Origin of the sequence: Variovorax sp. Root434 (assembly GCF_001426595.1) — a bacterium.
Lineage (GTDB): Bacteria > Pseudomonadota > Gammaproteobacteria > Burkholderiales > Burkholderiaceae_C > Variovorax.
The window spans coordinates 468,695-486,449 of the sequence record NZ_LMEK01000001.1; the positions used below are offsets into that span (position 1 = coordinate 468,695).

Annotated in this window: 16 protein-coding genes; 12 read left to right on the forward strand and 4 right to left on the reverse strand. The window is 67.3% G+C overall.

Annotated elements, in window-relative coordinates; all coding sequences use genetic code 11:
• Positions 1-13: 13 nt before the first annotated feature.
• Genes ASD05_RS02185 through ASD05_RS02200 form a run of 4 tightly spaced genes read left to right on the forward strand, consistent with a single transcriptional unit; the run spans position 14 to position 3,945 of the window.
• Positions 14-754 (forward strand): CoA pyrophosphatase, encoded by a 741-nt coding sequence (locus ASD05_RS02185; protein WP_056586972.1) that lies wholly within the window; start codon positions 14-16, stop codon positions 752-754.
• Positions 755-795: 41 nt separating this feature from the next.
• On the forward strand, positions 796-1,797 hold the full coding sequence (locus ASD05_RS02190) for a CobD/CbiB family protein (RefSeq protein ID WP_007831297.1): 1,002 nt from the start codon (positions 796-798) through the stop codon (positions 1,795-1,797).
• Positions 1,798-1,814: 17 nt separating this feature from the next.
• A complete protein-coding gene (gene hisC / locus ASD05_RS02195) occupies positions 1,815-2,906 on the forward strand; it encodes a histidinol-phosphate transaminase (protein ID WP_056586975.1) in 1,092 nt (363 codons plus the stop codon).
• A gap of 13 nt (positions 2,907-2,919) precedes the next feature.
• Positions 2,920-3,945 (forward strand): hypothetical protein, encoded by a 1,026-nt coding sequence (locus tag ASD05_RS02200; RefSeq protein ID WP_056586977.1) that lies wholly within the window; start codon positions 2,920-2,922, stop codon positions 3,943-3,945.
• 14 nt (positions 3,946-3,959) lie between these two features.
• Here the strand turns inward: ASD05_RS02200 and rsgA are convergent, their stop codons facing one another.
• The 3 genes from rsgA to ASD05_RS02215 all read right to left on the reverse strand — a co-directional run bounded on the left by rsgA (position 3,960) and on the right by ASD05_RS02215 (position 6,636).
• Positions 3,960-4,910 carry a ribosome small subunit-dependent GTPase A gene (gene rsgA, locus ASD05_RS02205; RefSeq protein WP_056586980.1) on the reverse strand — a complete coding sequence of 317 codons (951 nt, stop codon included), beginning with the start codon at positions 4,908-4,910 and terminating at the stop codon, positions 3,960-3,962.
• Positions 4,911-4,922: 12 nt separating this feature from the next.
• Positions 4,923-5,276, reverse strand: a complete 354-nt coding sequence (locus ASD05_RS02210; protein ID WP_056586983.1) for a 4a-hydroxytetrahydrobiopterin dehydratase — start codon at positions 5,274-5,276, stop codon at positions 4,923-4,925.
• A gap of 106 nt (positions 5,277-5,382) precedes the next feature.
• Positions 5,383-6,636: a M48 family metallopeptidase gene (locus tag ASD05_RS02215; RefSeq protein WP_056586986.1), complete on the reverse strand. Its 1,254-nt coding sequence runs from the start codon at positions 6,634-6,636 to the stop codon at positions 5,383-5,385.
• Between the two features lie 59 nt (positions 6,637-6,695).
• Here ASD05_RS02215 and orn point away from each other — a divergent pair, with 59 nt between their 5' ends.
• The 6 genes from orn (at position 6,696) to ASD05_RS02245 (ending at position 13,413) form a co-directional block, all read left to right on the forward strand.
• Positions 6,696-7,292 (forward strand): oligoribonuclease, encoded by a 597-nt coding sequence (gene orn, locus ASD05_RS02220; RefSeq protein ID WP_056586989.1) that lies wholly within the window; start codon positions 6,696-6,698, stop codon positions 7,290-7,292.
• Between the two features lie 253 nt (positions 7,293-7,545).
• Positions 7,546-9,459: a DEAD/DEAH box helicase gene (locus ASD05_RS02225; RefSeq protein WP_056586992.1), complete on the forward strand. Its 1,914-nt coding sequence runs from the start codon at positions 7,546-7,548 to the stop codon at positions 9,457-9,459.
• A gap of 211 nt (positions 9,460-9,670) precedes the next feature.
• Positions 9,671-10,744: an NAD/NADP-dependent octopine/nopaline dehydrogenase family protein gene (locus tag ASD05_RS02230; RefSeq protein WP_056586994.1), complete on the forward strand. Its 1,074-nt coding sequence runs from the start codon at positions 9,671-9,673 to the stop codon at positions 10,742-10,744.
• Complete coding sequence (locus ASD05_RS02235; protein WP_056586998.1) at positions 10,734-11,738, forward strand: 3-hydroxybutyryl-CoA dehydrogenase; 1,005 nt, start codon at positions 10,734-10,736, stop codon at positions 11,736-11,738. Before ASD05_RS02230 ends, ASD05_RS02235 begins: the two co-directional genes overlap by 11 nt.
• Positions 11,735-12,532 (forward strand): alpha/beta fold hydrolase, encoded by a 798-nt coding sequence (locus ASD05_RS02240; protein ID WP_056587001.1) that lies wholly within the window; start codon positions 11,735-11,737, stop codon positions 12,530-12,532. Before ASD05_RS02235 ends, ASD05_RS02240 begins: the two co-directional genes overlap by 4 nt.
• Complete coding sequence (locus ASD05_RS02245; protein WP_056587003.1) at positions 12,529-13,413, forward strand: quinone oxidoreductase family protein; 885 nt, start codon at positions 12,529-12,531, stop codon at positions 13,411-13,413. The genes ASD05_RS02240 and ASD05_RS02245 overlap by 4 nt, the downstream gene beginning before the upstream one ends.
• 18 nt (positions 13,414-13,431) lie before the next feature.
• On the opposite strand, the gene ASD05_RS02250 is transcribed toward ASD05_RS02245, so the two are convergent.
• Complete coding sequence (locus ASD05_RS02250; RefSeq protein ID WP_007831268.1) at positions 13,432-13,914, reverse strand: MarR family winged helix-turn-helix transcriptional regulator; 483 nt, start codon at positions 13,912-13,914, stop codon at positions 13,432-13,434.
• Positions 13,915-14,059: 145 nt separating this feature from the next.
• Between ASD05_RS02250 and ASD05_RS02255 the strand changes: the two genes are divergently transcribed.
• Both ASD05_RS02255 and ASD05_RS02260 read left to right on the forward strand, forming a co-directional pair.
• Positions 14,060-16,252 (forward strand): indolepyruvate ferredoxin oxidoreductase subunit alpha, encoded by a 2,193-nt coding sequence (locus tag ASD05_RS02255; RefSeq protein WP_056587004.1) that lies wholly within the window; start codon positions 14,060-14,062, stop codon positions 16,250-16,252.
• A gap of 4 nt (positions 16,253-16,256) precedes the next feature.
• Positions 16,257-17,753 carry an indolepyruvate oxidoreductase subunit beta family protein gene (locus tag ASD05_RS02260; protein WP_056587007.1) on the forward strand — a complete coding sequence of 499 codons (1,497 nt, stop codon included), beginning with the start codon at positions 16,257-16,259 and terminating at the stop codon, positions 17,751-17,753.
• Positions 17,754-17,755 lie beyond the last annotated feature (2 nt).

Here is a 17,755-nt window from a genome sequence, read left to right on the forward strand (position 1 = left end):
TACCTTTCATCTCTTGACCACCTCATCCGCTCCCCTGCAGGCCACCTCCGTCGAACCCGTCAATGCCGTGGTGCCGCCCGCACTGCTGCAGTTCGACCCGCGCCAGGTGCCTTTCGTGGCCGGACCCGAGGGATTGCCTGCAGTGCCGCCTGCGCAACTGACGGCGCAGGCACTGCGGGCGCGTTTCGCCACGCCGCCTGCCTGGACGCCCGAGCTGCGCCACGAACCGCGAATGACCGATCGCATTCCCGCGCAGGCCGCGGTGCTGGTGCCGATCGTGCAGCGACCGCAGGGTGCGGCCGTGCTGCTGACAGAGCGCACCTCGAACCTGTCGACCCATTCGGGGCAGGTTGCGTTTCCCGGCGGCCGTGTCGATCCGGAGGACGCCAACATCGCGGCCGCCGCGTTGCGCGAGGCCTGGGAAGAGGTTGGCCTTTCTGCGCAATACATCGAAGTGCTCGGCAACCTGCCGACCTACACGACGGTGACCTCGTTCATCGTGACGCCCGTGGTCGCGCTGGTGCAACCCGACTTCGAGCTCACCATCAATCCCTACGAAGTGGCGGAGGCTTTCGAGGTGCCGCTCGCGTGGCTGATGGACCCCGCCAACCACCGCCACCACACCGTGCCCGCGCCCGATGGCACCCGGCGCCAGTGGTACTCGATGCCCTACCAGGACGGCGCCGACGAGCGCTTCGTCTGGGGCGCGACCGCTGGCATGCTGCGCAATCTTTACCGTTTCCTGAGCGCCTGAATCCCGCCTGAATCTCCAGGCGCTCTCGCTATCATCGAAGGATGAGCTTTTTTGCCATCCTGTGCGCGCTGCTGATCGAGCAGGTGCGGCCGCTGGGCCCGCACAACCCCGTGTATGGCGCGGTGCTGGCGTGGACGCGCTGGACCAGCCGCAACTTCGACGCGGGCAAGCCGCATCACGGATGGATCGCCTGGGGGCTCGCGGTGTTCGTGCCCACGCTGGGCGCGCTGGGCGTGCACTGGCTGCTCGTGCTCACGCTGGGGTTGCCCTTCGCGGTGCTCTGGAGCATCGCGGTGCTCTACGTCACGCTGGGCTTCCGGCAGTTCAGCCACCACTTCACCGACATCCGCGATGCGCTCGACGAAGGCGATGAGCCGCTCGCGCGCTCGCTGCTCGCGCACTGGCAGGGCGTCGACGCGGCCGACCTGCCGCGCAGCGAGATCGTGCGCCACGTCATCGAGCATTCGGTGATCGCCGCGCATCGCCACGTGTTCGGCGTGCTCGCGTGGTTCTCGATCGTCGCGGCCATCGGCCTCGGGCCGGCGGGCGCGGTGTTCTACCGCATGAGCGAGTTCGTCTCGCGCTACTGGGCGCACAAGAACGGCGCCGCGGTGCAACCGTCGAGCGTCTCGGTGCAAGAGGCTGCGGATCGCGCCTGGCATGCGATCGACTGGCTGCCCGCACGCATCACGGCGCTGGGCTTCGCGGTGGTCGGCAGCTTCGAGGAAGCGATCGATTGCTGGCGCAATGACGCGCAGCGCTTTCCCAACGAGAACGACGGCGTGATCCTTGCGGCCACCTCGGGTGCGGTCAACGTGCGCCTGGGCGGTGGTTCGCTGAGCCCGATCCCGGTTGCCGATCCGCTGCCCCGCGCACAGGCCGGTGAATCGCTGGCCGATGGCCGCCGCATCGACAGCGGCAGCACGCCGGGGCGCGAGCCCGAACCCGGCCACCTGCGCAGCGTGGTGGGCCTGGTCTGGCGCTCGGTCGTGATGTGGATGGTGCTGCTGGCCTTGCTCACATTGGCTCGCCTGCTGGGCTGAGCGAAAAAAGAACTTCAATGGCAAATCCCGTTCCGGCTTTCTGGAGCCCGCGCATCGGCGCGCTCGAACCCTATGTGCCCGGCGAGCAGCCGCGCATTGCGAACCTCGTCAAGCTCAACACCAACGAGAACCCGTACCCGCCGTCGCCGCTCGCCATCGAGGCCATCCGGCGTGCGGCCGAGAACGGCCTGGAACTGTATCCCGATCCCACCTCGCTCGTGCTGCGCGAAGCGGTGGCACGGCGGCACGGCCTGCTAGCCGATCAGGTGTTCGCGGGCAATGGCTCGGACGAGGTGCTTGCGCACGCCTTCTTCGCATTCTTCCAGCAGGCTGAGCCGCTGTTGATGCCCGACGTGAGCTACAGCTTCTACAAGGTCTATGCACAGCTCTATGGCATCGCGTGCGAGCTGCAGCCGGTCGACGATGGCCTGCGCATCGACGTCGATGCCCTCGCGGAGCGTGCCCGCAAGGGTTGTGCGGGCGTCGTGATCGCGAACCCGAATGCGCCGACCGGCATCGGCCTGCCGCTCGCGCGCATCGAGCAACTGCTCGAAGCCTGCCCCGATCGCGTGGTGCTGGTCGATGAGGCGTACGTCGATTTCGGCGGCGAGAGTGCGCTGCCGCTGATCGGCAAGTACCCGAACCTGCTGGTGGTGCAGACCCTTTCCAAGTCGCGCTCGCTGGCCGGCCTGCGGGTCGGCTTCGCCTGCGGCCAGGCGCATCTGATCGACGCGCTGGTGCGCGTGAAGGACAGCTTCAACTCGTACCCGCTCGACCGCCTGGCCTCGGCCGGTGCCGTGGCCGCGATGGAAGACGAAGACTGGTTTCGCAGCACCCGCGACAAGGTCGTCGACACCCGCGAGGGACTCGCCCTCCAGCTCGAAGACCTGGGCTTCGAGGTGCTGCCGTCGCAGGCCAATTTCATCTTCGTACGCCATCCGCAGCGCGATGCGGCCGAGCTGGCGACGCTGCTTCGCGAGCGTGCGGTGCTGGTGCGGCACTTCAGGCAGCCGCGCATCGCACAGTACCTGCGCATCAGCATCGGCACGCGCGAGCAATGCAGCACGCTCGTGCAGCGCCTGCAGGACATTCTTGACCTGACTCCTTGAAGGAACCCCGGCGATGCCGACCCACGACACCGACCCGCGCACCGCGGCTTGCGCAGGCTTCTGGCAGGCAGTGAGCGATCAACTCGAGAGCCTTCGCGCCCTGCCTGCCCGCGAACTGATGGAGGGGCTCAACGCACTGCTGGAGCCCTTCTTTCCTCGGTTGTCGGCCGAGGTGGCAGGCGAGCCGCCCGCGTTCAAGCTCGTGCTGACGGCGCACGGTTCGGTGGACGACTTCGAGGACCTGATGGCGCTGGTGCAAAGCAGCCCCAGGCTGCCGCAGGTGGAGGTGGAAGCTTTCCGCCAGCGTTCGAGCGACGGTTTCGGCATGCGCATGAACGATTTCGAACTGGCGAGCTCCGAAGTCCTCGTGAAGCATGAGCCCTACCGGGGCCGGGTGGCGCTGGAGATCGGCTTCGCCAAGCCCATTCCGATGGACATGCAGGACCACGCGCGCCACATGAGCCTCATCATGCTCGACCACATCCTGGGCGAGTACGACTTTGCGGTGAAGGTCGGGGCGGTCGACCACGTCGAGATCGATGCGCAGGCGGATTTCGATGGCGTGCCACTCGACGATTTCGTGCCACTGTTCGACGCCTGCTGGCGCGACGAACTCGGCCACACCGGTGTGTTTCCCCCGGGCGAGCACGCGTGGTCGGGCGTGAGCGCGACGCGCGAGGCCGAAGACGGCCGCGAGGTCGAGGTGATCGTCATGCGCAACGACGCGGCCACCGCACTGGTGGGGCGCGCCGACCTGTGCCACCGCCTGTCGGTCGCCACGCCGGTCGAATCGGGCGAGGAGCTGGAAGAAGCGCGCACCTACGAAGACCGGCTGACAGCGCGGCTGCAGACGCACGAAGCGGGCTGCTGCACGCACGTGGTGCTGGAGGAGGGCGTTCGCACCGTGCACTTCCAGGTGGCCGATCCCGAGACGGCGATCTCGCATGCGCAATCGTTGCAGGACGACATGGACCTGCCAACGACGCTGGACCTTGCCTTCGATCCGACCTGGGAGTCATACCGGATCTGGGCCGGCTGAGGCAGCCCCGTTGGTCAGTACCGCTTCTGGCTCAGCTCGGCGAACAGCTCGCCGTAGATCCTGTAGCGGCTCGCGCTGATGGCGCCCGGTTTGCTCGCGGTCTCCACGTTCGCGATCACGCCGCAGCCCGGTTCGTGCAGGTGCGTGCAGTTGTAGAACTTGCAGTCGTTCGCATGCTCGGCGATGTCGGGCATGAGCCCTGCGAGCTGCATCGGCGCGATATGGTTCAGGCCGAATTCCTGGAAGCCCGGCGAGTCGATCAGGCCGGTGGTGCGGGCCTCGTCGATCCAGTACCAGGTGGTGCTCGTGGTCGTGTGCTTGCCTGAGTTCAGCGCCTGCGAAATCTCCTGCGTCAACACCGTGGCGCCCGGCACCAGCAGGTTGGTCAAGGTGCTCTTGCCCGATCCGGACGGACCGAGCACGAGGGTGGATTTGCCGGCCAGGAGCTTCATCAGCGATGCGTAGTCCGCCTCGCCCGACGCCTTGAGCGACAGCGGCAGCACGCCGTGGTGCATGCGGCGGTAGGGCGCCAGCTTGTTCCACGCGCGCTCGAAGGGCTCGACCAGGTCGCTCTTGTTGAGCGCGATGATCGGTGTGATGCGCTCGGCCTGCGCCGCGATCAGCGCGCGTGCCAGTTGATGTTCGGAAAACTCCGGCTCGGCCGCGATCAGGATCAGCACGTGGTCGAGGTTGGCCGCGAACGACTTGGTGCGGATCTCGTCCTGCCGGTAGAACAGGTTGCGCCGCGGCAGTACCTGCTCGATGGTGCCTTCGTCCTCGCTGGCCTGCCAATGCACGCGGTCGCCGACCACGGCCTGGCTCTTCTTGCCGCGCGGATGGCAGATCAATCGTTCGCCCGTGGGTGTTTCGACCAGGCAGTGGCGTCCATGGCTGGCAACGACAAGGCCCTCGTGGAGTGCCTTCGCAGCGGTTGCCGTGGGCGCGGCGCGGCCGGGCTTAGCCAAGGGCGTGGTCCGTCATGCGGCGGGGCTGGCGACCAGCGCGTCGGCCTGGCGAGCGCAGTCGAAGTCGGTGACCGACAGGCCGCCCACGTCGTGCGTGTTGAAGCGCACCACGCAGCGGTTGTAGTGCACCGACAGGTCGGGGTGGTGGTCCTGCGTGTGCGCCACGAAGGCCAGCGCGTTCACGAAGGCGATGGTCTCGAAGTAGTTGGCGAAGGTGAAGGTCTTCTCGATGGAGACATTGGCGCCGTCGCCGGTGAGCTTCCAGCCGTCGAGCTTTGCGAGGCCCGAAACGATCTCGGTGGCGCTCAGCGACTTGCGGGGAGGAAGGTTCTTCCAGTCTTTGGGCTTGAACATGCTCTGATTCATGGTTGTTCCTGTTTGGGGCAGATCGCGGAACACCGCGGAACCGGCTTTGCCGGGCCGCAAAGGGGGTTAGCGAAGCGACACGAAGTGCGCGAAGGCTGGGGGTGAGTCATGTCATGCGCGCAAGGCGCTCGGAAGCCGGCGGGTGCGAATAGTAGAACTTGACGAACACCGGGTCGGGCGTGAGCGTCGAGGCGTTGTCCTGGTAGAGCTTGAGCAGTGCGGCCGACAGGTCGGCCCCGCTGGTCTGCGCCACCGCATAGGCATCGGCCTCGAACTCGTGCTTGCGCGACAGCCGTGCGGGCAGCGGGGCAACGAAGAAGCCGAACACCGGCACGGCGGCCATGAACAGCAGCAGCGCCAGCGCGCTGTTGGGCGCCGTCATGTTGGGCTGCACGCCCAGGCCCGTGTAGAACCAGACCTGCGTCGACACCCAGCCCAGCAGCGCAAAGCCGGCCAGGCTGAGGGCGAACATCGCGACCAGCCGCTTCACGATATGGCGATGCTTGAAGTGACCGAGCTCGTGCGCGAGCACGGCTTCCACCTCGCCCGCGTTGAGCTGGCGCAGCAGCGTGTCGTAGAACACCACGCGCTTGCTGGCACCGAAGCCCGTGAAGTAGGCATTGGCGTGCGCGCTGCGCGTGCTGCCGTCCATCACGAAAAGGCCCTTGGCCGCGAAGCCGCAGCGCTTCATCAGTGCCGTCACGCGCTCCTTGAGCGTGGGGTCGTCGAGCGGCTTGAACTTGTTGAACAGGGGGGCGATGAAGGTCGGGTAGATCAGCATCAGCAGCAGGTTGAAGCCCATCCACGCGCCCCAGGCCCAGAGCCACCACAACTGGCCGGCCGCGCCCATGAGCCAGAGGATCAGCGCCGCGATGGGCAGGCCGATCACCGCGCCCAGCAGCGTCGACTTGAGCGTGTCGGCGAGCCAGAGCTTCCAGGTCATCTTATTGAAGCCGAAGCGCTCTTCGAGCCTGAAGGTCTGCCAGAGCGTGAAGGGCAGTTCGAGCAGCCCGCCGATGATTGCGAAGGCAGCCAGCAGCGCCAGCTGCTGCGCCATGCCGCCGCCGATCCACGCCAGCAGCAGCTTGTTGAGCAGGTCGAGCCCGCCGAGCAGGGTCCAGCCCAGCAGCAGCGTCGCGCTCCAGGCCATCTCGACCAGGCCGAAGCGTGCCTTGGCGATGGTGTAGTCGGCCGCCTTCTGGTGGGCGGCGAGGGTGATGGTCTGCGCGAAGGCGGCCGGCACGGCGCCGCGGTGAAGCGCCACATGGCGCACCTGCCGCGAGGCGAGCCAGAACTTCACGATCAGGCCTGCAACCAGCGCGGCCGCAAAGGCCAGGGTGAAGATGAGCGAGTAGGACATGAAGCAGTGAGTTTAGCCCTCGGTATCTGGCGCTGCGGGCCTTCGACGACAATCCTGCGATGCCCGAATCCCTTGACCTGACGCCTCCCGCCGCAGTGCCCACCCTGAAGAAAAGCGACCAGAACCTGGTCTGGCTCGACTGCGAAATGAGCGGCCTCGACCCTGAAAAAGAGTTCCTGCTCGAAATCGCCGTGGTCGTCACCGGCCCCGACCTCACGCCTCGCATCGACGGCCCTGTGCTCGTCATCCACCAGAGCGACGCCGTGCTCGACGCCATGGATGCCTGGAACAAGGGCACTCATGGCCGCAGCGGCCTGATCGACAAGGTGAAGGCCTCGACCCTCGACGAAGCCGCCGCCGAGCAGCAACTGCTGGAATTCATCGCCAAGTACATTCCGCGCAGCGGCTCGCCCATGTGCGGCAACACCATCGGGCAGGACCGCCGCTTCCTGGTCAAGTACATGCCCAAGCTCGAGGCGTATTTCCACTACCGCAATCTCGACGTCAGCACGCTGAAAGAGCTGGCCAAGCGCTGGAAACCCACGGCCTACAACAGTTTCAAGAAGCAGCAGGCGCACACCGCGCTGGCGGACGTGCATGAATCCATCGAGGAACTGGCGCACTACCGCGAGACCTTCCTGCGCCTCACGGATTGAGAAACCCGGAAATTAGGTAAAAACCCGAGTCCATGCCATAATTGCAGGCTTCGCTGATCGGGCGGGTATTTCAAGCCCGGCCAGCGTCTCTTGCATCTCCCTATCTTGCACACCGCGCCCGATCGCATTCGCTGATCAAAAAGGGCCGCAGCCTTGGGCACCAGCCCGAAGTTGAATGTCGTTGGATGGTTGATGTTTTTAACCACCAACGGGGCGCCGCCTACGGCAGCGCTCGCGTTTGAGATTGATATTCATGACCGACGCTTTTGAAGCGCAGGGCGAGTTCGCGCCTGTGCAATCCGCTACCCATAACGAATTCACCGCTGTTTCGGACACCGTGTCCGAATCGCACATCCTCGAAGCGCTGGATGCAGCCGCTCCCGAAGTGGCCGCGGCCGAAGAGCCTGCCCAACCCAACGGCTTCATCAAGCTGGGCCTCGCGCCCGAGCTGATCGCCGCCGTGGCCGACCTGGGTTTCACCCAGCCCACGACCGTCCAGGAAAAGGTCATCCCGATCGCCATGGGCGAGCAAGAGGGTGCTGCCCAGACCGCTCGTTTCGTCGACCTGATGGTTTCGAGCCAGACCGGTTCGGGCAAGACCGCCGCCTTCCTGCTGCCCGTGCTGCACACGCTGCTGAAGCGCCAGGCCGAAGCTGAAGCCGAAGCCAAGGCCGAATTCCAGCGCCTCGCCGCCGAAGCCGCTGCCCGCGGCGAAGCCGTGCCGAAGAAGCCGAAGCGCAAGGACCCGACCAACGCCCGTCATTTCAAGCCCGCCACCCCCGGCGCGCTGATCCTGTGCCCGACGCGCGAACTCGCGCAGCAAGTCGCGCACGACGCCATCGAACTGGTTCGCCACTGCCGCGGCCTGCGCATCGCGAACGTGGTGGGTGGCATGCCCTACCAGCTCCAGATCGCCCGCCTCCAGAACGCCGACCTCGTCGTCGCCACGCCGGGCCGCCTGCTCGACCTGCAGCGCTCGTCGCAGATCAAGCTCGACCAGGTCAAGTTCCTGGTGGTCGACGAAGCCGACCGCATGCTCGATCTCGGCTTTGCCGATGACTTGGCCGAAGTCAACCAGCTCACCATCGAGCGCCAGCAGACGATGATGTTCAGCGCAACCTTCGCGCCGCGCATCCAGCAGCTGGCCCAGCGCGTGATGCGCGAGCCGCAGCGCGTGACCATCGACAGCCCGCAAGAAAAGCACGCCAACATCAAGCAAGTGCTGTTCTGGGCCGACAACAGCCAGCACAAGCGCAAGCTGCTGGACCACTGGCTGCGTGACACCACCATCAACCAGGCCATCGTGTTCGCGAGCACGCAGGTCGAGTGCGACGGCCTCGCCAACGACCTGCAGCAAGACGGCTTCAGCGCCGTGGCGCTGCACGGCGCCCTGAGCCAGGGCCTGCGCAACCGCCGCCTGATGGCGCTGCGCCAGGGCCAGGTCCAGATCCTGGTGGCCACCGACGTTGCCGCCCGCGGCATCGACGTGCCGACTATCACCCACGTCTTCAACTTCGGCCTGCCGATGAAGGCCGAGGACTACACCCACCGCATCGGCCGCACCGGCCGTGCCGGGCGCGACGGCATCGCCGTCACGTTCGCCGAGTTCCGCGATCGCCGCAAGATCATGGACATCGAGCACTACAGCCGCCAGCAGTTCAAGGCGGAAGTGGTGCCGGGCATGGAACCGCAGCAGCGCATGCCGCAATCGCGCCCGCCGCAAGGCGAGTTCCGCGGCGGCCGCGGCGACAACCATTCGCGTGACCGCAAGTTCGGCGGCGGCGGCGGTCATCGCGGTGGCAATGGCGGCGGCTTCGGCGGCGGCAACAGCAACTACGCAGGCGCCAGCGGCTTCAACGACCGCGGCTCGCGTCCCCCGGCACCGCGTGGCGGTGGCTTCGGCGGTCAGGGCCACGGCCATGGCGGCGGTCACAACGCCGGCTTCGGCGGCGGCCGTGACGAAGGCGGCTATGGTCGCAAGCCGGGCTGGGGCGACAGCGCCCCGCGCGGCGGCGGCAATGGCGGTGGCCGCGACTTCGCTCCCCGCGAAGGTTTCGCTCCGCGTGAAGGCTTCGCGCCCCGCGGCAATGGTGCAGGCCATGGCGGCCAGGGCAAGGTGTTCGTGCCCCGCGACGCGCAAAAGCGCTCGTTCAAGCCCAGCCGCTGATCCTTGCCGAGCGGCCTGACAGCCGCCTCGCCCCTCGAAAGCCCGCGCTTCTCACGAACGCGGGCTTTTTCATTTCGGGTTTCCGAGCAGTACGGTGTCGTTCGATTTTGATTGACACCTGAATCGATGAAAAGTAATGTAATAGCGCATTGCTTCCCCGGGTCCGTCCTGCGGCCGCCGGTTCATCGACACCTGCTTTTCGACTTTCGACATGAAAATTGCGATTCTTGGGGGTGGTCATGGCGCCTATGCGGCCGCCGCCGACCTGTCTGAAACCGGCCACGAGGTGCGCCTGTGGCGCCGCGATGCCGCAGCGCTGGAGCCCGTCGTCCGCGCCGGCGCGATCACTCTGAAAGACGCCGCAGGTGCCCGCGAGGTGCCCATTGCGCTGGCCACCGCCGACATCGGCGCCGCCCTGAAGGGCGCCGAGCTGATCGTCATTCCCACGCCCGCCATCGCACAGCACGACATCGCGCTCGCGATGGCGCCGCATCTGGTCGATGGCCAGGTCGTGTTCCTGCCGCCGGGCACCTTCGGCAGTTACGTGATGGCGAGGACGGTGAAAGAGGCCGGCAGCCGCGCCGACGTCGCCTGGGCCGAGACCGGCACCTTGCCGTACCTCGCGCGCAAGCATGGCGAACGCGAGGTGAACGTCACCATCCGCGCCATCCGCTTGCCGACCGGCGTCTATCCGGCGCGCAAGGAAGCCGACGCGATCGAGGTGATCCGCAAGGCCTACCCGGCCGTGCATGGCTGCGGCGACGCGCTCTCGGGTGCGTTGATGAATGCCGGCCCCGTCATCCATCCGCCGCTGATGGTGATGAACGCCGCGCCGCTGCAGCACTTCGAGCGCTGGGACATCCACAACGAAGGCACGCAGCGTGCCGTGCGCGATGTGACCGACCGGCTCGACCGGGAGCGCATCGCCGTGCGCGAAGCCTTCGGGCAGGGCGCGCCGCACTATCCGCTGGCCGACCACTACAACAACGACCAGTGGATGTACGGCGACGCGCACAAGCAGCTCGTGAAGTCGGGCGACTGGCGCGAGAACATCGACCTGCACACGCACCGCTACATCACCGAGGACACCGAACTCGGCCTTGCCTTCCTGGCCTCGGCCGCGCGCCATGCGGGCGTGGACGCGCCCATCGCACATGGCCTGCTGGCCATCGTCGGCGGCTTTCTCGGCCGCGACCTGCGCCGCGGGCCTCGCACTTTCGAAAGCCTCGGCCTTGCCGGCCTGAGTGCCGCCCAACTCAAGCAGAGGCTGCACGATGGCGAATGAGGCCGTGCTCCCGCGCTTCGCGGCCGTCGGCGCGGGCCGCATGGGACGCGGCATCGCTATCGCGTTCGCCTATGCCGGCCGGCGCATCTCGCTGATCGACCTGCGCCCGCGCAGCGACGACGCGTGGCAGCGCCTGCGCGACGAGGCCAGGGCGGAGATCGAAGCCAGCCTTTCGGGTCTCGCGCAGCTTGGCGTGATCGATGCCTCGCAGATCGAACGCATCGCCGCGCGCGTCGATTTCGTCAACGCCGCCGCCGCGCCGCAGGCGCTTGCCGCCGCCGAACTCGTGTTCGAAGGCGTGCCCGAAACCATGGAGGCCAAGCGCGAGGCTTTCGAGCATCTCAACCGCCATTGCCGCGACGACGCCATCCTCACCTCGACCACCAGCAGCATCCTCGTGACGCAGCTGGCAGCGCTCGTGCGGCTGCCAGAGCGCTTCCTCAACATGCACTGGCTCAACCCGGCCTATGTGATCCCGGTGGTGGAACTCAGCTGTCATCCAGGCACCGACGCCGCCGTGCTCGCGCGCACCAAGGCGCTGATGGAAGAGATCGGCAAGCTGCCCGTGGTCTGCGGCGCCTCGCCCGGCTACATCGTGCCGCGCCTGCAGGCGCTGGTGATGAACGAAGCCGCGCGAATGATCGAGGAGGGCGCCGCCACCGCCGAGGAGATCGACAAGGCCACGCGCTACGGCCTCGGCCTGCGCTTCGCGGCGCTCGGCGTGGTCGAGTTCATCGACTTCGGCGGCTGCGACATCCTGCATCACGCGAGCCGCGAGATGTCGGCCTCGCTCGACGCAGGCCGCTACACCGCGCCCGCCATCGTCGGGCGCATGGTCGAGCAGGGGCGGCTCGGCCTCAAGAGCGGCAGCGGCTTCTACGACTATGAAGGCCGCGACGTCGCAGCCTACCGGCGCGACGTGCTCTCGCGCACGCTCGGCGAACTGCGGCACGCGGGCCTGTGGCGCGCGCCGGCCGACGAGACCTTGCCATGAGCATCCGCCGCGCCTTTGCCGACCTGTCGGTGGGGCAGGTGCACTATGCGGAATGCGGCGACCGCAGCGCGCCGGTGGTGCTGTTGCTGCACCAGTCGCCGCGCAGCTGGGCCGAGTACCGCGCCGTGCTGCCGCTGATCGGCGCGCAGCGCCGGGCCATCGCGATGGACACCGCCGGCTTCGGCGACTCCGCGGACGGCGGCGTGCCCGCGAGCATCGGGCAATGGGCGCGCGTGGCGTGCGAACTGCTGGACGTGTTGAACATCGCGCAGGCCGACGTGGTGGGTCACCACACCGGCGGCGTCGTGGCAGTGGAGCTTGCAGCCGCGTTTCCCGATCGCGTGCGCAGCCTGGTGCTGTCTTCGACGCCTTGCACCGACGAAGCTTTTCGCCGCGCGCGTGCGCAGCGCCCGCCCATTGATGAAGTCACGCCAAGCGAAGATGGCTCCCATCTCGCAGCGCTATGGCAGAAGCGCCAGAGCTTCTATCCACCGGGGCGGCCCGAACTGCTCGAAGCCTTCGTGCGCGATGCGTTGAAGGTCGAACGCGTCGAAGAGGGCCATCGCGCTGTCGCGTCGTACCGCATGGAAGAACGCATCGGCCTTGTCGCGCAGCCCACGCTGATCGTGCGTGCCACCGACGATCCGTTCGCGGCGCCGCATGCGGCGGAGCTGCGGCATCACTTGCCGCACGCGCGCATCGTCGACATCGAAGGCGGTATGGTGCCGCTGCCCGATCAGATGCCCGATGCCTTCGCGCGCACGGTACTCGACTTTCTGGCGACGCTGCCATGAAGGCCGTGCGCATCCACGGCTTCGACGCAGTCCCCGTGCTGGAAGAGGTGGCCGACCCCGTCGCAAGGCCGGGCCGCACCATCGTGCGCATGGAAGCCGCGACGGTCGGCCACATCGACCGCACCGTGTGGCGCGGCAGCTTCCTGCGGCATCCGCCGTTGCCTTACACGCCCGGCGTGGAGGCTGCGGGCACCGTCATCGCGAGCGAACGTTACGACGTCGGCCAGCGCGTGTGGCTGCGCGGCGGCGGACTGGGCACGCTCTTCGATGGCACCTGGTGCGAACTTGTCGATGCGCCCGACGAAGCGTTGGGACTCTTGCCTGACGGCGTTCCGATGACGCTGGGTGCCGCGTTCTTTTCCCCATGCACCTCGGCCTGGGTGGCGCTGCACGACGTCGCGAAGCTGCGGCCCGGTGAACAGGTGCTGGTGACCGGCGCGAGCGGTGCCGTCGGCTCGCTCGTGATGCAGCTGGCAGGCAGCCTGGGCGGCGCAGCGACGGCCGTCGATGCGAATGCCGAAGCACCGCCCGCGGCCAGCGCCGACCTGCTCATCGACACCGTCGGCGGCGACGTCCTTGCGAAAGTCCTGCCCGCGGTGCGCCCCGGTGGGCGCGCGGTGCTGATCGGCTACACCGCCGGCCCGACGCTGCAGCTGGACATTGCACATTTCCTGCAACGCGATGTCGCGCTTCTGCCGCTCAACATGTTCCGGCGTGAATCGGCCGGCCGCGCCGCTGCCCCCGAGTTGCTTGCAAGGCTGGCCGACGGTCGCCTGCATCTGGACGTTCGGCCCTTCGCATTCGACGATGCGGCCGGCGCGCTCGACTGGATTGCACAACGCGGCCACCGCGGGCGGGCTGTTCTCGTGCCCCGCCTTTGACTGGCGAGGCGCGAAGACTCAGTCTTCTTCCGGGCCCTCGACCGGCACATGCACATGCAGGTCGATCATCTGCCGCAGCGTCTGCTTGAGCTCTTCGGCGCGCCGCAGCCCGAAGGGTTCGAGCACGCGCCGCTCGTGGTCGCGCGCGAGTTCCATCAGGTGCTCCACCGCCTTCAGCCCCTTGCGCGTGATGCGCACCAGCGTGATGCGGCGATCACTTTCGTGGGGCAGGCGTTCGACCTGTCCGCGCGCTTCCATGCGGTCGAGCAGCCGCGTCACCGTCGGCTGCTTGGTGACAGTCACCTGGGCGAGCTGGCCGATGCTGATCGGCTCGCTGCCCGCAAGCGATGCCATCACGCGCCATTCCGACACGGAGAACCCCTGCTGTCGCGCAACCTCGTGGAACTCCGAAGAGATCAACTGGCTGGCCTGTGCCAGCAGCGCCGGCAGGTAGTCGTCGACGAAGCGATGCGATTCGGTGGATGGATCTGGTTCAGCCATGAAGGCACCTCACAGTCGCCGCGGGCACGCAGCTTGCATGTCTAGGGTAATTCATGATTGTGGATACATTCATTTGTCAACATTATAGGAAGCGTGATGTGGCACCTGAAGCGCATCCTCCCACGCGAAGGAAGAAGGACCCCCAATGGCTGAGCGTTCGTTCGTCGAAGAAGTCAAGAAGCTGAGGCTTTCTGGCGGAGATGTCTTTCGTGGGGAGGGCATTCTGGCGGTCACCAAGGCCTTGCTCGAATCCGGAGTTTCCTATGTGGCGGGCTACCAGGGCGCGCCCATCTCGCACCTGATGGATGTGCTGGCCGATGCGCAGGACATCCTGGCCGAGCAGGGTATCCGCTTCGAGAACAGCGCAAGCGAAGCCACTGCTGCCGCCACGCTCGCGGCGTCGGTCAACTACCCTTTGCGCGGCGCTGTCACCTTCAAGGCCACCGTGGGCACCAACGTGGCGTCCGATGCGCTGGCCAACCTGGCTTCGGGCGGCGTCACCGGTGGCGCGCTCATCATCGTGGGCGAGGACTACGGCGAAGGCTCGTCGATCATGCAGGAGCGCAGCCATGCGTTCGCGATGAAGTCGCAGATCTGGCTGCTCGACCCGAGGCCCAACCTGCCGAGCATCGTCGATGCGGTGAAGCAGGGCTTCGATCTGTCGGAGGCCAGCCACACGCCCGTGATGCTGCAGCTGCGCATCCGCGCTTGCCATGTGCACGGCCACTTCATCGCCGGCGACAACAAGCGCGCGAAGTTCACGCTGAAGGACGCGCTCGAGAACCCGCAGCGCGACGTCGGCCGCATCGTGCTGCCGCCCGCGAGCTTCGTGCACGAGCAGGAAAAGGTGAAGGACCGGTGGCCCGCCGCCGTGCGCTTCATCGAGGAGCGCAAGCTCAACGAGTTCTTCTCCGAAGACGCCGACGACATCGGCATCATCGTGCAGGGCGGCTGCTACAACACGCTGCTGCGCGCGCTCGAGCGCCTGGGCCTGGCCGACGTGTATGGCAACACGCAGGTGCCGCTCTACGTGATGAACGTGGCCTACCCCGTCATCGAGAGCGAGGTGATCCGCTTCTGCGAAGGCAAGCGCGCGGTGATGGTGGTGGAAGAAGGCCAGCCCAACTTCGTCGAACAGAATCTTGCGACCATCCTGCGGCAGGCCGGTTCGACCACGGCGCTGCATGGCAAGGACATGCTGCCGGTGGCCGGCGAATACACCGCCGCCGAACTGCTGAAGGGCGCGCGCAGCTTTTGCGAGCGCTACGACCGGCTCGCGCCGCTGCCGGTGCCCGCCCCCGTGCGCAAGGTGATCCCTCTGGTGGAGGTCGCAGCGATCGGCGTCGATGCCGCACCCGAGCCCGCATTGCCGTCCACAGCGCTGGGCGAAGTGGTCCACGCCCGCCCACCGGGCTTCTGCACCGGCTGCCCCGAGCGCCCGATCTTCAGCGCCATGAAGCTGGTCGAGCGCGAACTGGGCCCGCACCACGTGAGCGCCGACATCGGCTGCCACCTGTTCTCCATCCTGCCGCCGTTCAACATCGGCAACACCACCATGGGCTACGGCCTCGGCGGCGCAGGTGCGTCCGCGCTCAACGCGCCGGCCGGCAAGCGCGCGATCTCGATGATGGGCGACGGCGGCTTCTGGCACAACGGCCTGACCAGCGGCGTGGCCAACGCGGTCTTCAACAAGAGCGACAACCTCACCATCGTCGTCGACAACAACTACACCTCGGCCACGGGCGGGCAGGACATCCTCTCGTCGAACGCCGTCAACAAGACGCGCAGCACCGGCCACGAGATCGAGCGCGCCGTGCGCGGTGTGGGCGTCGAGTGGGTCAAGACGCTGCGCCGAACCTACGACGTCGCCGGCATGCGCGATGCGCTGAAAGAAGCGCTCACCACCAAGACCCGAGGCCCGAAGGTGCTGATCGCCCAGTCGGAATGCATGCTCAACAAGCAGCGCCGCGAGAAGCCGCTGGTGCGCAAGGCCATCGCCGACGGCAAGCGCATGGTGCGCGAGAAGTTCGGCGTCGACGCCGATACCTGCACCGGCGACCACTCGTGCATCCGCTTGTCGGGCTGCCCGTCGCTGTCGATCAAGCCCAACCCCGATCCGCTGCGCACCGACCCGGTCGCGACCGTGCTCGACAGCTGCGTGGGCTGCGGCGTGTGCGGCGAGGTTTCGCATGCCGCCGTGCTGTGCCCTTCGTTCTACAAGGCGCAGATCGTGAGCAATCCGAGCCGCTGGGACCTGCTGCGCGAGCGGGTGCGCGCTGCCGTCATCGGTTGGCTGCAGCGCGGCGAAGCACGCCGTCGTGAAGCCTATGCGTTCTGAAGCGATGACGAACAGCGCACAACCGATCAAGATCGCGATCCTAGCCATGGGCGGGGAGGGCGGCGGCGTTCTGGCCGACTGGATCGTCGACATGGGCGAGGCCAATGGCTACGTGGCGCAGACCACGTCGGTGCCAGGCGTGGCGCAGCGCACGGGCGCAACCATCTACTACGTCGAGCTTTATCCGACATCCCAGGCAGACGCCGATGGTGGCAAGCCTGTGCTGGCGCTGATGCCATTGCCGGGCGATGTCGACGTGGTGCTGGCGTCGGAACTTATGGAGGCCGGACGCGCGGTTCAGCGAGGGCTGGTCACGAACGACCGCACCACGCTGATCGCCTCCACGCACCGCGTGTTCTCGATCGCGGAGAAGAGTGCGCTGGGTGACGGCCGCGTCGACAGCGACCAGCTGCTCGCGCACACGGCACGGGCTGCCAAGCGCTTCATCCGCTTCGACATGGCGCAGGCTGCCGAAGCCTCGGGCAGTGTGATCAGCGCTGTGCTCTTTGGTGCATTGGCAGGATCGGGCGTGCTGCCTTTCGGCCGCGCGCAGTTCGAGGCGACGATCGAACGCGGCGGCGTGGGTGTGAAGCCCAGCCTCAAGGCCTTCGGTGCCGCATTCACCCGCGCGCAGGGCGGCGACGACGGCGAGCCGGTGAAAGAGGCCCCACTCGCCGCGCCGGCACCGCAACCCCGCCACCCGGCCGTGCGTGCGCTGGTCGAGCGCGTGCAGCGCGACTTTCCGGCTGCCGCGCAAGACTTCCTGCTCGAAGGCGTGCGCCGCCTCATCGACTACCAGGATCCGGCCTACGCTGGCCTGTACCTCGACCGCATGGCGGCCTTGCCGGTCGGCGACCACCGGCTGCTGCGCGAAACCGCGCGCCACCTTGCGCTCTGGATGTCCTACGAAGACACCGCCCGCGTCGCTGCCCTGAAGACCCGCGCCGCCCGCTTCGAGCGCGTGCGCGGCGAGGCGCGCGTGCAGCCGGGCCAGGTGCTGGCCATCAACGAGTACATGCACCCGCGCCTGCAGGAAATCTGCGAGACGCTGCCGAGTGGCATCGGCCGCTGGCTCATGGATTCGACGCTGCCGAAGAAGCTCGTCGAGCGCTTCACGCAGCACGGTCGCGTGATCCGGACCAGCTCGCTGCGCGGCTACCTGATGTTGCGCACGGTGGCAGCCATGAAGCGCTGGCGCCTGTCGACACTGCGCTATGCCGAAGAGAACCGCCGCATCGAGGAATGGCTGCAGCGCATCGCCGCGACTGCGCAGCGCAACCCGGAGCTCGCCGTCGAACTCGCGCAGTGCCAGCGGCTCGTGAAAGGCTACAGCGACACGCACGAGCGCGGCGTTCGCAACTACGACACTGTGATGCGTGCCGTCGAGCGCGCCGGCGCGGGACTGGCACCGGCCACGCTGCGCGAACTGCGCGACGCGGCGCTGGCCGACGAACACGGCCACAAGCTGCAGGCTGCACTGGCGCAGCACGCACTGGCCTGACG